This is a genomic window from Burkholderia sp. 4NA327C6 (genome assembly GCF_005502655.1).
Lineage (GTDB): Bacteria > Pseudomonadota > Gammaproteobacteria > Burkholderiales > Burkholderiaceae > Burkholderia > Burkholderia contaminans.
The window spans coordinates 43,893-56,745 of record NZ_SCNZ01000028.1 but is presented as its reverse complement, the minus strand read 5'-3'; the positions used below and the strand labels follow the sequence as shown (position 1 = coordinate 56,745).

Annotated in this window: 14 protein-coding genes, 1 tRNA gene and 1 pseudogene; 9 read left to right on the top strand and 7 right to left on the bottom strand. The window is 66.3% G+C overall.

Features of this window, described 5'->3' with window-relative positions:
- Window positions 1-103 precede the first annotated feature (103 nt).
- Window positions 104-787: a DedA family protein gene (locus FFS49_RS25700; RefSeq protein WP_039361333.1), complete on the top strand. Its 684-nt coding sequence runs from the start codon at window positions 104-106 to the stop codon at window positions 785-787.
- A 72-nt stretch (window positions 788-859) separates the two neighbouring features.
- Here the strand turns inward: FFS49_RS25700 and FFS49_RS25695 are convergent, their stop codons facing one another.
- From FFS49_RS25695 to FFS49_RS25680, 4 genes and pseudogenes are all read right to left on the bottom strand, one after another.
- The gene (locus FFS49_RS25695) at window positions 860-1,672 is read right to left on the bottom strand and encodes a mechanosensitive ion channel family protein (protein ID WP_105816003.1); all 813 of its coding nucleotides are present in this window, start codon (window positions 1,670-1,672) and stop codon (window positions 860-862) included.
- Between the two features lie 200 nt (window positions 1,673-1,872).
- Window positions 1,873-2,201, bottom strand: a pseudogene (locus FFS49_RS25690) (mannose-1-phosphate guanylyltransferase/mannose-6-phosphate isomerase); the annotation flags it as partial.
- A gap of 308 nt (window positions 2,202-2,509) precedes the next feature.
- Entirely contained in the window at window positions 2,510-3,343 is an 834-nt protein-coding gene (locus FFS49_RS25685; protein WP_105816004.1) for a class II glutamine amidotransferase, read from the bottom strand.
- Between the two features lie 213 nt (window positions 3,344-3,556).
- Window positions 3,557-3,886, bottom strand: a complete 330-nt coding sequence (locus FFS49_RS25680) for a carboxymuconolactone decarboxylase family protein (protein WP_011351062.1) — start codon at window positions 3,884-3,886, stop codon at window positions 3,557-3,559.
- A gap of 128 nt (window positions 3,887-4,014) precedes the next feature.
- Between FFS49_RS25680 and FFS49_RS25675 the strand changes: the two genes are divergently transcribed.
- From FFS49_RS25675 to FFS49_RS25640, 8 genes are all read left to right on the top strand, one after another.
- Window positions 4,015-4,959 carry an AraC family transcriptional regulator gene (locus FFS49_RS25675; protein ID WP_105816005.1) on the top strand — a complete coding sequence of 315 codons (945 nt, stop codon included), beginning with the start codon at window positions 4,015-4,017 and terminating at the stop codon, window positions 4,957-4,959.
- Between the two features lie 103 nt (window positions 4,960-5,062).
- Window positions 5,063-5,506 (top strand): inner membrane protein YiaA, encoded by a 444-nt coding sequence (yiaA, locus tag FFS49_RS25670; RefSeq protein ID WP_039361552.1) that lies wholly within the window; start codon window positions 5,063-5,065, stop codon window positions 5,504-5,506.
- Window positions 5,507-5,645: 139 nt separating this feature from the next.
- On the top strand, window positions 5,646-6,710 hold the full coding sequence (locus FFS49_RS25665; RefSeq protein ID WP_105816006.1) for a glycosyltransferase family 2 protein: 1,065 nt from the start codon (window positions 5,646-5,648) through the stop codon (window positions 6,708-6,710).
- A gap of 65 nt (window positions 6,711-6,775) precedes the next feature.
- Complete coding sequence (locus tag FFS49_RS25660) at window positions 6,776-7,792, top strand: hypothetical protein (RefSeq protein ID WP_105816007.1); 1,017 nt, start codon at window positions 6,776-6,778, stop codon at window positions 7,790-7,792.
- On the top strand, window positions 7,789-8,538 hold the full coding sequence (locus FFS49_RS25655; protein WP_105816008.1) for a hypothetical protein: 750 nt from the start codon (window positions 7,789-7,791) through the stop codon (window positions 8,536-8,538). Before FFS49_RS25660 ends, FFS49_RS25655 begins: the two co-directional genes overlap by 4 nt.
- Window positions 8,535-9,692: a hypothetical protein gene (locus FFS49_RS25650; protein WP_105816009.1), complete on the top strand. Its 1,158-nt coding sequence runs from the start codon at window positions 8,535-8,537 to the stop codon at window positions 9,690-9,692. The genes FFS49_RS25655 and FFS49_RS25650 overlap by 4 nt, the downstream gene beginning before the upstream one ends.
- Window positions 9,668-10,306 (top strand): phosphatase PAP2 family protein, encoded by a 639-nt coding sequence (locus tag FFS49_RS25645; protein WP_224755744.1) that lies wholly within the window; start codon window positions 9,668-9,670, stop codon window positions 10,304-10,306. Before FFS49_RS25650 ends, FFS49_RS25645 begins: the two co-directional genes overlap by 25 nt.
- Complete coding sequence (locus tag FFS49_RS25640; protein WP_105816010.1) at window positions 10,303-11,250, top strand: fatty acid desaturase family protein; 948 nt, start codon at window positions 10,303-10,305, stop codon at window positions 11,248-11,250. The genes FFS49_RS25645 and FFS49_RS25640 overlap by 4 nt, the downstream gene beginning before the upstream one ends.
- A gap of 131 nt (window positions 11,251-11,381) precedes the next feature.
- Here FFS49_RS25640 and FFS49_RS25635 read toward each other — a convergent pair.
- From FFS49_RS25635 to pal, 3 genes are all read right to left on the bottom strand, one after another.
- Window positions 11,382-11,458: transfer RNA gene (locus FFS49_RS25635), tRNA-Lys, on the bottom strand.
- Between the two features lie 108 nt (window positions 11,459-11,566).
- Entirely contained in the window at window positions 11,567-12,316 is a 750-nt protein-coding gene (ybgF, locus tag FFS49_RS25630) for a tol-pal system protein YbgF (RefSeq protein WP_039361280.1), read from the bottom strand.
- A 19-nt stretch (window positions 12,317-12,335) separates the two neighbouring features.
- Window positions 12,336-12,848 carry a peptidoglycan-associated lipoprotein Pal gene (pal, locus tag FFS49_RS25625; protein ID WP_039361278.1) on the bottom strand — a complete coding sequence of 171 codons (513 nt, stop codon included), beginning with the start codon at window positions 12,846-12,848 and terminating at the stop codon, window positions 12,336-12,338.
- Between the last annotated feature and the right edge of the window lie 5 nt (window positions 12,849-12,853).

Here is a 12,853-nt window from a genome sequence, read left to right as displayed (position 1 = left end):
AAGGTAGTTTCGGTATCATGGGTCCGTAACACGCCCGGCCTTGACCGGTGGGCGCTTCAGCCTTTTCGGCCGTTCCGGCCCTATCGCCTTCGAGGAATCGCATTTGGATACGCTGCTTCATTTCGTCAACCTTGTCCTGCATATCGACGCCTTCCTCGGCGATTTCATCCGGCAGTACGGTGCGTGGGTCTATCTCGTGCTGTTCCTGATCGTGTTCTGCGAGACGGGGCTCGTCGTGTTCCCGTTCCTGCCCGGCGATTCGCTGCTGTTCATCGGCGGCGCGTTCGCGGCGACGGGCGAGATGAATGTCGGCCTGCTGATCGTGCTGCTGCTCGTCGCGGCGATTTCCGGCAACACCGTGAACTACCTGATCGGCCGCTGGATCGGCCCGAAGGTGTTCAATACGCATATCCCGGTGCTCGAGCGCTTCCTCGATCGCGCCGCGCTGCAGAAGACCCACTCGTTCTACGACAAGCACGGCGGCAAGACGATCGTGCTCGCGCGCTTCATTCCGGTCGTGCGCACGTTCGCGCCGTTCGTCGCGGGTGCGTCGTCGATGAGCGCCGCGCGCTTCCAGCTCTTCAACGTGATCGGTGCGCTGGTGTGGGTGCTGCTGCTCGTGCTGCTCGGCTATTTCTTCGGCAACATCCCGTTCATCCGCCAGTACCTGAACGTGATCGTGCTGGTCGGGATCGGGGCGGCGGTCGTGCCGGTCGCGCTTGGCGCGGTGTGGAAGCTGGTGCGCGGGAAGCAGTCGGATAATGTGCCGAAGGCGGGTGGGCGCTGAGCGGGTGCTTCGTTTTTAGGGCAATAAAAAAGCGTGGCGGGTGCCACGCTTTTTTTTCGTCCGCTGCCGCCGTTACGCGTTGCGATGCGAGATCGGGGTTTCGGGCGTCGGGTATTGCGCGTCGCGGAACGTCTCGATGATCACGCGGTTGGTGTCGCAATACACCTGCCAGTAGTGCTCGGGTGCCGTGGACGGGCGCACGAACAGCAGCGGGCCTTCCGGCGTGAACTGCAGCACGCCGACGTCCGGCGCCGGGGTGGTCAGCACGTTCGGGATCTGCTGGATCGACGACTTCAGGCGGTTGATCGCGTCCACTGCGTCGACGCCGTTCGCGATCTTCGCGGTCAGGTCGACGCGACGGTGCGACGTCGCGCTGTAGTTGGCGATGTTGTCCGAGAAGATCTTGTTGTTGCCGACGATCGTCACGATGTTGTCGGGCGTGATGATCGTCGTGCCGAACAGGCCAAGCTCCTTTACCGTGCCCGTGACGCCGCCTGCGCTGATCACGTCGCCGATCTTGAACGGGCGCAGCACCTGCATGAACACGCCGGCGGCGAAGTGCGCGAGCAGGCCGCCCCAGGCGGTGCCGATCGCGAGGCCGAGGCCGGCGAGCAGCGCGGCGAACGAGGTTGTCTGCACGCCGAAGATCTGCAGGATCGCGAGGATCAGCAGGATCGTCAGCAGCACGCCGACGACGGAAGTCAGGTAGTCGGTCAGTGTCGGGTCGACCTTGCCGCTGCGGCGCACGACCTTGCCGAGCAGGCGCGTGCCGATGCGGATCGCCCAGCGGCCGACGAACCACAATACGATCGCGGCGAGGAGGTTGAGGCCGAAGTCGAGACCGCGGGTCATCAGGAATTGCTGGGCTGTGGCGAGATCGATCATGCGTTCTCCGAAGTCAGGGGTAGAAAGGGCGGCGCATGCACCGGGTGGGTGGCGCTTTTATAACCTGACCTGTGAGGGGCGGGCAACCGGCCTGACATTGGTTGACGTAATGAAAATACGGGGAGGACGCGTGTGCGTGCAGCCCGCGAGGTGTCTTGGATCGACGCCGGTTGAGGCGCACGATCCGGACGTTGCTGTGTTTACGACGCTGCGCGGCCGTAGGTGTCTTTGAAGCGGACGATGTCGTTCTCGCCACGATACGCACCCGATCGGGCTTCGATCAGTTCGAGCGGGATGTAGGTCGCCTGGTTCTCAGTCAGCATGATTTCCTTGTCGCCGTTCGTGACCATCGCGGTGCCCTTCACGGCGATCCAGTGCTCGGCGCGATGGTGGTGCATTTGCAGGCTCAACTGTGCGCCGGGTTTCACGATGATGCGTTTGACCTGGAAGCGATCGCCGGCGTCGATGCTTTCGTATGATCCCGTGGGATGCTGCGATGTGTGACCGATTCATTGCGGCCCAACGCGTTAGTATTCCGTCTCGGTCGAAGTGGAGTCGAGATACGGTTCGTCGGTAATTCCAAGACTTGGTCTTGCATACATGCTCGCGTCGAGATTGTTGCCAGATGGATGCCTGGTGCTTTAGGGGAAGGGCGATGATCATTGTTGTGACCTGCACGTGCCGTCGTGCAGATTTCGGCGGTGCATGGCTTGTTCATCTTTCCCGGTCGGTGTAACGGCAGCGCGTCGCCGTACGGGCGGGTGCCTGGCGCAGCCGACTTATCCATCGAACGCGATTCACCCTGAATATGCGTTGCGGTGGCAACGATCTCTCCAGCTACTTGTGCCGCGGACCGAACGGCCGCTGCTGCACATCGGCGCCCTGCGCGACGATCGCCGTGCTCTCCGGCACTTCCTCCCAAGCGCCCCGCAAGTCGACGAGCGGCTCGGACACGACCATGAACGCGTCGTCGCCGGCTTCGGCGATGCGCGGGTTGTGCGGATACAACTCGTGCAGGTGCTTGAACGACGTGCTGTGGAACAGCGAACGCGACCGCCGTTCGCTCGAGTAGCGCACCGCGATGATCCGTTCGCCGTCGGTCGCGCAGATCGTCATGTTGAGCGGGGTGGCCACGCGATGCTGCGTGGCGCTCTCCTCGATCACGCCGACCATCCGCTCGAGCGCCGGCAGCGGCGTCTGCTCGAGGCCGTAGGTCAGCGCGAGGCGGAACATCAGTTCGGAGTCGGTCGAGCCTTCGAGCGTCGGGAACAGCGCGGGATCGACCTTCATCGTCAGGTCGCGGCGCAGCTTGTGGAAGTCGCGGATCAGCCCGTTGTGCGCGAACAGCCAGCGGCCGTGGCGGAACGGGTGGCAGTTGGTTTCCTGCACGGGGGTGTCGGTGGCCGCGCGGATGTGCGCGACGAACATCCGCGAGCGGATCGCGCGCGCGGCTTCGCGCAGGTTGCGATCGTTCCACGCGGGATGCACTGAGCGGTAGCGGAACGGGAGTTCGTCGGGGTGCCCGTACCAGCCGATGCCGAAGCCGTCGCCGTTGGTGGTCGTTGCCCCCAGCTCCGAATGCAGGCTCTGGTCGATCAGCGAATGCTTCGCGCGGAACAGTACCGTCTCGAGATGAATCGGATTACCCGTATAGGCGAGCCAGCGGCACATGGAGCGCTCCTTCACGATGGATCGTTCGCGCATGGTAGCCGACTTCACGGTGCGTCCGTGCTTGTACACGGCCTGGCCGGCCCTTCGGGCAGGTACGCTGGCCAATCGTCATACATCGCTTGCCCGGATCCGCGTCCGCGACGCTCAACCGGGCGGTCATCCGGCCATCCGACCGGGCGCCGCCACACGACGGCAGGGCCGCGGCCGTCAGGTTCACTCGCCGAGCGCGTCCATCACACGCGCCGAATAGACGAGCGCCGCACCTGCGTTCAGTGCAATCGCGACGCCGAGCGCTTCGGCCACTTCCTCCTTGGTCGCGCCATGCTTGGCCGCTTCCGCGGTGTGCACGGCGATACAGCCGTCGCAGCGCGTCGTGACGGCGACCGCGAGCGCGATCAGTTCGCGCGTCTTCGCGTCGAGATGGCCCGTCTTGGCGCCTGCGCCCGACAGCGCCTTGTAGCCGGCCAGCGTATCGGGCGACAGCTTGGCGATCTCGCCGATGCGCGTCGAGAGTTCCTTCCGGTATTCGTTCCAGTTCAGCATGATGCGTCCTTTCGAGTAGGGGTGAGGAGGGCGGCGGGTGCCGCGATCTCGGCGATGCAGGGCTATTCTGATCGTTCGCGCTGAGGGTTTCGATACGCTAGAGTGTCAATTTTTAGCGCGATCGTCTCATGGATGCGTTGAGCCAACTCATGTCGCTGGGCCGCAGCCATGTCGAGCTCGACGTGCGCTGCCTGCTCGACGGGCCGTTCGCGATGCCGCACGACCCGCTGCCGTCCGGCGAGGCGGCGTTTCACCTGGTGCTGGCCGGAACCTGCCGGCTGCGTACCGCGGACGGGCGCACGCTGCAGCTCGCCGACGGCGATTTCGTGCTGCTGCCCGCGGGTGGCGCGCACGACCTGCTCGATGCCGGGGGCGGCCGGCCGCGGCCGGCTGCGGCGCTGCGCGAACAGGGCGCCGGCGGCGCGGTGCTGCCGGTCAAGTCGAATCTCGATCCGGCCGAACCGGGCGGCGCGAGCGTGGACCTGCTGTGCGGGCGGTTCGTCTATGCGCGCGGCGCGGGCGAACTGCTGATGCGCACGTTGCCGCATGTGCTGCATGTCGGGTTGCGCGAGGCGTCGGGGTTCGCGCCGCTGCAACTGCTGACGAGCGTGCTGCGCGCCGAGGCGTCGAACGGACAGCCGGGCGCCGGCGCGATCGTGAACGCGCTCGGGCAGGCGCTGCTCGCGTACGCGTTGCGCGCATACGGTCGGGGTGCGCGCGTGCCGTCCGGCTGGCTGGCGCTGGCGGCCGACGCGCGGCTCGGCCCGTCGGTCCAGGCCGTGCTGCAGGCGCCGGAGAAACCGTGGACGGTCGAGTCGCTCGGCGACGCCGCCGCGATGTCGCGCGCGACGTACGCAAGGCATTTCCGCGAGCGGGCCGGGATGAGCGTCGGCGCATTCGTCGCGCAGATCAGGATGATGCACGCGTGCGCGCTGCTGCAGGACACGCAGCGCGGGCAGGCGGAGATCGGTCAGGCGGTCGGCTACCAGTCCGAGGCCGCCTTCGGCAAGGCGTTTCGCGCAGTGCTCGGCACGACGCCGGGACGCTGGCGGCGGGCGCAGCGCGGCATGTAAGACTGCAAGCGAGGCTGTCGTCGCACGCGCCAAAGCTGCTACCATGCGCGAAACGCAGTTCAACGAAAACGATTTCGAACAAGAAGAAAGAGAGGGCAAAGCAATGAACCAGACCACCATCCAGCAGCCGTCGTTCGCGTTCGTGGCCGCGTCGTGGGCCGCGCTGCTCGCCGGTTTCGCGGCATTCCTGATCGGTCTCTGGAACGCCGGCATGCAGCTCAACGAGAAGGGCTATTACTTCACCGTGCTGGTGTTCGGTCTCTACGCGGCAATCTCGCTGCAGAAGAGCGTGCGCGACCGCGCGGAAGGCATTCCCGTCACCGGCATCTACTACGGCCTCAGCTGGATCGCGCTGCTGCTGTCGATCGCGCTGCTGGTCGTCGGCCTCTTCAACGCGACGCTGCAGTTGAGCGAGAAGGGCTTTTACGCGATGTCGTTCGTGCTCGCGCTGTTCGGCTCGGTCGCCGTGCAGAAGAACACGCGCGACCTGCAGAACGCGAAGCCGCGCTATACCGACGCGGAATCGGCGCCGTCAGTCCAGGAGTGACGGCACGCAAAGCGGGCGCCTTCCCGGCCGTCCGCTTTGCGACGACGGCCACGGGCGACCCGCATTCGCCGATGCGTCGTGGGCTCCCCGCCCATTCGTTTCATCCATGCCGGTGCGCATGACGATGGAGATATTCCGGATGCCTGACTTCACAGAAACCACGCGGCGCTCCCGCGCGGCTGCCCATGCCGTGGCGGCGCACACCGCGCTCGTGCTGGAGACGAACAACCTGCGCGGCGGTGCGGGGCTGGCGCAGGCCGTCGACAGCCTGAAGCGCCTCGTCTCGGCGCTGTCGAAGCAGACCGTGCCGCCCGCGGCGCTCGCGCAATGGATCATCACGCACGACGGCCTGCCGGCCGATGCGTGCGCGGAAATTGCCGCGCTGGCCGGCCGCCCGATCGACTTCGTCGAGATCGGCGCGAGCACCGGCTACTACGATGCGAAGAACGACGGGTTCGATCGCGTCGACGCGGCCCGCTGCGACATCGTCGTGTTCGGCGATGCCGACTGCCGGCCGGCCGACGACTGGCTCGAGCACCTGCTCGCACCGTTCGCGCGCGAAGCCGGCGATATGCCCGCCGCGGTGGCGGGGCGCACCAGCTATGCGCCGAACGTGCTCGGTATCGCGCTGACGTCGATCGATTTCATGTATTTCCCGAGCCCGCTGCGTGACGGTGCGACGCGCAATTTCTACGCGAACAACGTCGCGTTCCGTCGCGACGTGTTCGCGCAGTTCCGCTACGAGCCGCTCGACGGCGTCTATCGCGCGCATTGCCAGGTGATGGGGCTGCGGATGCAGGCCGCCGGCGTGGCCGTCGAGTTCGCACCGGCCGCGCACACCGAACATAGGCTGCCGGACACGCAACGCGAATCGCTGAAGCTGCGCTGGATGCGCGGCGAGGACAGCGTCGGCCTGACGCCGTATCTCGTGAACGCGTACCTGCCGCGCGGCTGGCAGTGGCTCGGCCGCAGCGGCCCGCTCGGCCCGTTCTGCGTGATGGCGATGCGGCTCGGCTACAGCCTGCGCGCGCTGAATCGCCAGCAGTTGCCGCGGCTTGGCGCCGTCCGCTATCTCGCGGCGGTTGGCGTCACGATCGCGGCGTCCGCCGTCGATACGCTCGGCGCACTCGCACGCGGTTTGGGTCTCACCGGGCGGGCATCGGCCCGGCGCGATCTTGAAGCGCTGTCCTATCACCGTCATTGAACCGGCGCCGCGCACCACGCGCGGCCACGGCACGCCGACATCCTGCATCCCTCCCGACAACAACCATGTCCTCTCTCGCCACCCGTGTTGCCTGCCTTGCCCTGTTTGCCGCCAGCGCCGGCGCCCATGCCGCGCCGGTCGATCATGCGGGGCGCGGGATCTACCACTTCGCATCGCAAAGCGGCTGCCCGTTCGCGAACGCGGCCGCTGCTGACTGCAATCGCGTCGCGCTCGATGCGCAGGACGTTCACGCGAGCATCGACACCGATGCGCACGCGATCGTCTTCTCGAGCGATGCGACGCGCCGCACGAAGGACGTGCTCGGCGACGTGCTGCTGCAAGGCACGGGCGTCGACGGCGACGGCCGGCGCGTGCCGCTGGGCGTGCACGTGCTGCTGCGTCGCGACGGCGTGAAATGGGACCGCGACGTGTACGTCCATGCGCCCGTGCACGGCAGGTTCACCGATGTCCGGATCGATCCGTATCGCGTGCGCGTGAAGGAGGGCGAGGCCGAGCGCGACGTGCTCACGCCGGACGAAACGCAGGCGCTGTTCGCGCATCCGTCGCTTGCATCGCGGCTCGCGCGGCATCTCGTGAAGGTCAGTGCGACCGATCCGAAGCAGCCGTCCGCGGACGACATCACGATCGCGCTGGGCGTTGGCGGCCTGACGAAGTCGGTCGCGCGCGCGAGCTTTACGTCGAATGCGCCGCACGATGCCGACGTCGATCGCGCGCTCGCATCCGGCACGTGGACGATTCGTTTCGACGCGCTGAGCAATCACATTCCGGTGTGGGTTGCCCAGCGCGAGCTGTTCCTGTTCGGCCTGGACGGCAGCGCGCTGGTGAAGGACATGCTCACGCGCGGCTTCAGAAAGAACGACCGGATCGAATTCGGTGCGCGTGACGGTAATGGCTATCTGCGCGTCAACGGCCGCGAGGAGGCATTTGCGGGTGCGACCGCATCCGCGCACGCGTTCATGCAGGAAAGCTTCATCGGCCTGATCCTCGGATGGCGTCGCGATCCTGCTGGCGCTGCGGCGGCTGCGACGAAATCCGTGTCTGCACGAGGCGAGCCGGCATGAGCGCGGCAGGCGAACTGCCGGCGTCGCCGCAGGCAGCGCACGATGCACGCTTCGATTGTCTCGAGGCGCCCGTGCCGCGCGGGGCGGCGCGGATGCGCGCATACCTCGTCGATCGCCTCAAGCGCGCGGCGATCCGGCAGTTGCATCGCAGTACACATGGCGAGCGCTGGGTGCTGCGCATGTACCTGATCGGCGAGGAAGCGACCGAGTGCGCGTTGCACGAGGACTGGACCGGACAGCCGCCGGACTGGCTCGCGCCGCGAATCGAGCAGCATCTCGCGGACGAGCGTCGCCATGCCGCGGCGTTCGCCGATGCGCTGCGCGAGCGCGGCGTCGCGCCGTCGACAGCACCGCATGAGCCCGACTGGTTGAGCCGGCGCAAGATCATGCGATGGCGCCGGCTCGCGCAGCGCCATGCGCCGCGTTTCTCGCAAGGCGTGCTCGTGCCCGCCTATGCGACGGGTCTGTGCGCGGAACAGATGGCGATGCGCGTGCTCGCGCGTCACTGCGCGACGATCGGCGATGCACATCCGTTGTACCCGTTACTCTCGCGCGTGCTTGCCGACGAGACGCGGCATGTCCGGCTCTGCTCGGACACGCTGCGCCGTCTCGTTGCGCCGTCCGAGGCCGCGCATCTCGCCGTGTTGCTCGACGAGATCCGCGCGATCGAAGCCGGCTTCGGCGTGACGGGTGCGCTGGCGATGGTCGCGGCCGGCTGGCTCCAGTCGCTTCGTCCGCGCGCATGATGCCGCGGATCGTCTATCTCGCGACGGCCGACGCACGCGGCCACCTGATGCGCGCGCAACTGCTCGTGCATGCGCTGCGTGCGGCTGGCGCGCAGGTCGACGTGCTGACGACGTCCGATGCGGGGCAGGCGTTCCTGGCTGCGTTCGACATCGACGCGGCCGTGCTGTCCCGTCACTACGCGGTGCAGTTCGACGAGCGGCAGAACATGCTGCGCGACGCGACCGATCGCAATGTCGCGCACTACGTGTTCCGGCCGACGCGCATGCTGCGTGACATCATTCGGCTGCGTGCGATCGTCCGCGATGCCGATCTCGTGATCAACGACTCGTTTCATCCGGCGCTGCTGTTCATGGGGGCAATGCCGGGCTGGCGACGCCGCATCGTCCACGTGTATGGCGGCAGCCTGCGCCGCGCGTTGACCGCGAATTTCGATGCACGTCTGCCGCGCGCACTGGCGCGTGCATTCGCATGGATCGTCGACTGGCAGATCGATTCGGCGCGATGCTGCATCGAACACGATTTTGCATACGATGCCGCCGATGACATTCGGCGATCGTGCGCGCATTACCGTCTGCCGACGCCGGTGCCGATCGTCGCCGAGCGGCCGGCTTCGGAACCGGCTGAAGCCGCCATCTATCTGAACCCGCACTTCCGCGATATCGCGCTCGCCGATGCGTTGTCGGCCGGCATGCGCGACGCGGGGCTCGCCATCCATCGCGTGGGCGAGGGCTATGCCGGGCACGACGGCTGGACCGGCGTCGACGCCGACTGGGTGACGCGCGCCGCCCATGCACCGCTGATCGTGTCGGCGCCCGGCATGGCCGCGTTGTCGATCGCGCGCGTGTATCAGCGCCCGATCCTGCTCGTGCAGTCCGACCAGCCCGAGCAGGCGAGCAACGCCGAGCGCGCCGCGCGGCTGCAACTCGTGCATCGCGTCGTCACTTGGCGCGGCGATGCGGTTGCGTTCCGGCGGGCCGTCGGGCAAGCTGCCGCAGAACTGATGCGCGATCCCGGTACGCAGGCTGGATCGATCGCCGGCCGTGAGCATGCGCGTGCACGCGTCGACGCATGGACGTCACGCCTCCTCGCGTTGCGTCTGCATGCGAAGCTGACCGATACGGAGACACGATGCGAGGCGCCGGCACCACGATGAATTCGCTGTCGTTTCGTGACGATCGCCGGCCCGATATCCGGCAGATGCTGGCTGCGACGTTCGGCATGGCAGCCGGCCTCGCGATCTTCTTTGTGCTAGAGCGCAGCGTCACGCCGCGCTACGTGTTTGCCACGTCGATCGATGCGCGGATTCCGTTCATCGCGTGGTCGTGGTTCGTCTATGTCGGCTTCTTTCCGTTCGTGATTGCGCTTGCCGCGTATGCACGGCCGCCCGCGTTCGCCGCGTTCAAGGAGGCCGTGCTGATCGCGTTCGTACTCGGTGTCGTCTGCTTCCTGCTGTTTCCGGAAGCCGTGCCGCGGCCCGACGTCGCGGAGATCGGCAACACGTTCGTGCGCCACCGTCTTGCGCGCATGTGGCAGCTCGATCTCGCGGCCAATGGTTTTCCGAGCCTGCATGTCGCGGTGACGTGCGTTGCCTGCCGGATGCTGGCGGACCGGCGACGGCTCGTGACCGCGGCGATCGGCCTGCTGATCTGCACGTCGACACTGACGCTCAAGCAGCATACGGTCATCGATGTGCTGGGCGGCGTGGCGCTCGCGATGGTCAGTGCGCGGTGGGTCGAGCGGCGTTCGCTGCGCGGGAGGCTCGCGTGACGGATGCCCATGTTCACCATGCCGGGTCGAATGTCGAGCTTGCGCGCTTCGTGCCCGATCCCGCGCTGTTTCGCGTGAGCACGTTGCGTGTGGGTGCGGCGCTGGCGGGCGACTGGCTGATGATTGCGGTCGCGTTCGCGGTTGCGATCGCGTTTGGGCATCCGCTCGTGTACGCGTTGGCCGCGATCGTGATCGCGCGCAGCCAGCTTGCGCTCGCGGTGATGATGCACGAAGGCGCGCACGGGTTGCTGGCGCGGAACCGGCATGTCAACGACGCGGTGGGCCAACTGTTCGCGGCCGGGCCGCTGTGGCTGGCGCTGCGTACGTATCGTGCGGGCCACCTGAAGCATCATCGAGCGCCGATGGAGCAGGACGATCCCGTCGCGCTGCTGTTCGGCGTGCACGACTATCCGGTGACGCGCGGGCGGCTGATCGGCCGCCTGCTCGCATACGCATGCGGGATCGGCTACGTGACGAGTGTCGTGAAGCTCGCGCGCGGCGAGTTTGCGCATGCGATGCCGAAGGTCGGGAAGTCGCGTGCGTACGCCGCGTGGGAAGTTGCGTCGATGCTGGCCGGCAACGGTGTGCTGTTCGCCGCGCTCGCATGGGCCGGGCATCCGCTGCTGTACGTGACGTTATGGATCGTACCGTCCGTCACGCTGCTGCCGCTCGCCGGGCAGGTGCGGGCGATCTTCGAACACGCGGGGCTGCCGGCCTGTGCGGACCAGAGCCGTAACGCGCGCACGATCGTCCGGCGTTCGTGGCAGACGTTCCTGTTCGGCCCGCACGCGATTCATTTTCATATCGAGCATCACCTGTTCGCGCGGATGCCGTTTCATCACCTGCCGGTCGTGCATCGGCAGCTTGCGCAGCGGCAGTTGCTGCCGGACGGCAATCTGTACGCGGGATATGGTGGTGTGCTGCGCGACGTCAGTGTGCGCTGATGTGCGGGCAAGTCGGGAGGGTGCGGCTGAGTGTGTCGCAGACATCGCGGGGATGTCGTGCGCGATACGGAAGCGACAGACGCAAAAAAGCCTCCGCTTGGGAGGCTTTATTTTGCACTATCGAAGATAGTTGGTAGGGTGGGAGGGACTCGAACCCTCGACTCTCTGATTAAAAGTCAGATACTCTAACCAACTGAGTTACCACCCCACGTTCTTGAAACCTGTTGGTTCGTTGCTTGAATAACTTGGGCAACGACCCGAAGAGCAAAAGATTATAGCGACGGGTTGTGAGGCTGTCAACAACCCGCCGCGATAATTATTTGATCGTCTCGAGCTTGCCCTGCGCGGTCTGCGCAGCGTTCGACCCGGCGTACTGCGAAACGACCTGCTCGAACGTCTTCTTCGCGGCCGCCTTCTGGCCTTGTTCGAGCTGGTTCGTGCCGATTGCCACGAGGGCGTCGGCCGCGCGCGGATGCTGCGGGAACTTGCTGACGATCCCTTGCCACGTTGCAGTCGAACCGCGGTAGTCGCGCAGCGCGTATTGCGCATTGCCGTACCAGTACTGCGCGGTCGGCTGGTAGGGGCTCTGCGGATACTTCGCGATGAACGCGCGGAACGAAGCCGCGGCCGCCTTGAAGTTGCCGTTGCGGAACTGCTGCTGCGCCGCATTGAGCGCATCCGTTTCACCCGGCTGCACGGTGCCTTCGACACCATCGATCGTCGCTTGCTGTGGCTCGAACTTCTTGAGCCGCGTGTCGAGATCCTGGTAGTACTCCTTCTGCTGCCGCTCGAGCGTCGTCAGCCGGTTCGTCAGATCCTCGTTCTCGCCGCGCAGCGTCGCGACCTGCTGGTTCAGCTGGTCGAGACGGCCGGATTGATCGAGGATCGTACGCTGTGCGGCGGACAACTGGCTCGCCAGGTTGTCGGTTTTGCTGCGCAGATCGAGCACGGCGCGGCGCGCTTCGTTGTCGTCGAACACGCCGGCGTGCGCCGGCGCGGCCGACCACGCCGCGCCGGCGACGCAGAATGCTGCAGCAACGCGCAGCAGGGATACACGGTGCGTCATACGGCGATTCTTCCGTTACTTACTGTTGGTAGACGAGGTCGGCGCGACGGTTCTGCGCCCACGATGCTTCGTCGTGACCCGTTGCTTGCGGCTTTTCCTTGCCGAGGCTCACGGCTTCCATTTGCGAATCGTTCACGCCGAGCAGTGCCATCGCACGACGGACGGCTTCCGCACGCTTCTGGCCCAGCGCGAGGTTGTACTCGCTCGTGCCGCGTTCGTCGGTGTTGCCCTGGATCAGCACGTGGCGCTGCGGGTGGCTCTTCAGGTACTGAGCGTGCTGCTGCATCAGCGGCTGGTACTCGTCCTTCACCGAATAGCTGTCGAAGTCGAAGTAGATGCTGCGCTTCGCGAGCGGGCTGTTCGGGTCGTTCAGCGGATCGACGTTCACTTGCGCGACGTTGTCGGCGCTCGGTTGCGTGCTGACTGCGCCCGCGTTGTTTGCGTTGTCGTCGAGCTTCACGCCCGACTTGCACGCTGCGAGCGCGCTGATCATCATCACGGCCAGGGCCAGACGAGCTTTATTCGACATCATGTTTA

What these genes read in the sequence shown, in the direction of transcription:
- FFS49_RS25695 (WP_105816003.1), bottom strand. Translation starts at nt 1,672, where the DNA reads ATGATCGATCTCGCCACAGCCCAGCAATTCCTGATGACCCGCGGTCTC.
- FFS49_RS25685 (WP_105816004.1), bottom strand. Translation starts at nt 3,343, where the DNA reads ATGTGCCGCTGGCTCGCCTATACGGGTAATCCGATTCATCTCGAGACG.
- FFS49_RS25680 (WP_011351062.1), bottom strand. Translation starts at nt 3,886, where the DNA reads ATGCTGAACTGGAACGAATACCGGAAGGAACTCTCGACGCGCATCGGC.
- FFS49_RS25675 (WP_105816005.1), top strand. Translation starts at nt 4,015, where the DNA reads ATGGATGCGTTGAGCCAACTCATGTCGCTGGGCCGCAGCCATGTCGAG.
- yiaA (WP_039361552.1), top strand. Translation starts at nt 5,063, where the DNA reads ATGAACCAGACCACCATCCAGCAGCCGTCGTTCGCGTTCGTGGCCGCG.
- FFS49_RS25665 (WP_105816006.1), top strand. Translation starts at nt 5,646, where the DNA reads ATGCCTGACTTCACAGAAACCACGCGGCGCTCCCGCGCGGCTGCCCAT.
- FFS49_RS25660 (WP_105816007.1), top strand. Translation starts at nt 6,776, where the DNA reads ATGTCCTCTCTCGCCACCCGTGTTGCCTGCCTTGCCCTGTTTGCCGCC.
- FFS49_RS25655 (WP_105816008.1), top strand. Translation starts at nt 7,789, where the DNA reads ATGAGCGCGGCAGGCGAACTGCCGGCGTCGCCGCAGGCAGCGCACGAT.
- FFS49_RS25650 (WP_105816009.1), top strand. Translation starts at nt 8,535, where the DNA reads ATGATGCCGCGGATCGTCTATCTCGCGACGGCCGACGCACGCGGCCAC.
- FFS49_RS25645 (WP_224755744.1), top strand. Translation starts at nt 9,668, where the DNA reads ATGCGAGGCGCCGGCACCACGATGAATTCGCTGTCGTTTCGTGACGAT.
- ybgF (WP_039361280.1), bottom strand. Translation starts at nt 12,316, where the DNA reads ATGACGCACCGTGTATCCCTGCTGCGCGTTGCTGCAGCATTCTGCGTC.
- pal (WP_039361278.1), bottom strand. Translation starts at nt 12,848, where the DNA reads ATGATGTCGAATAAAGCTCGTCTGGCCCTGGCCGTGATGATGATCAGC.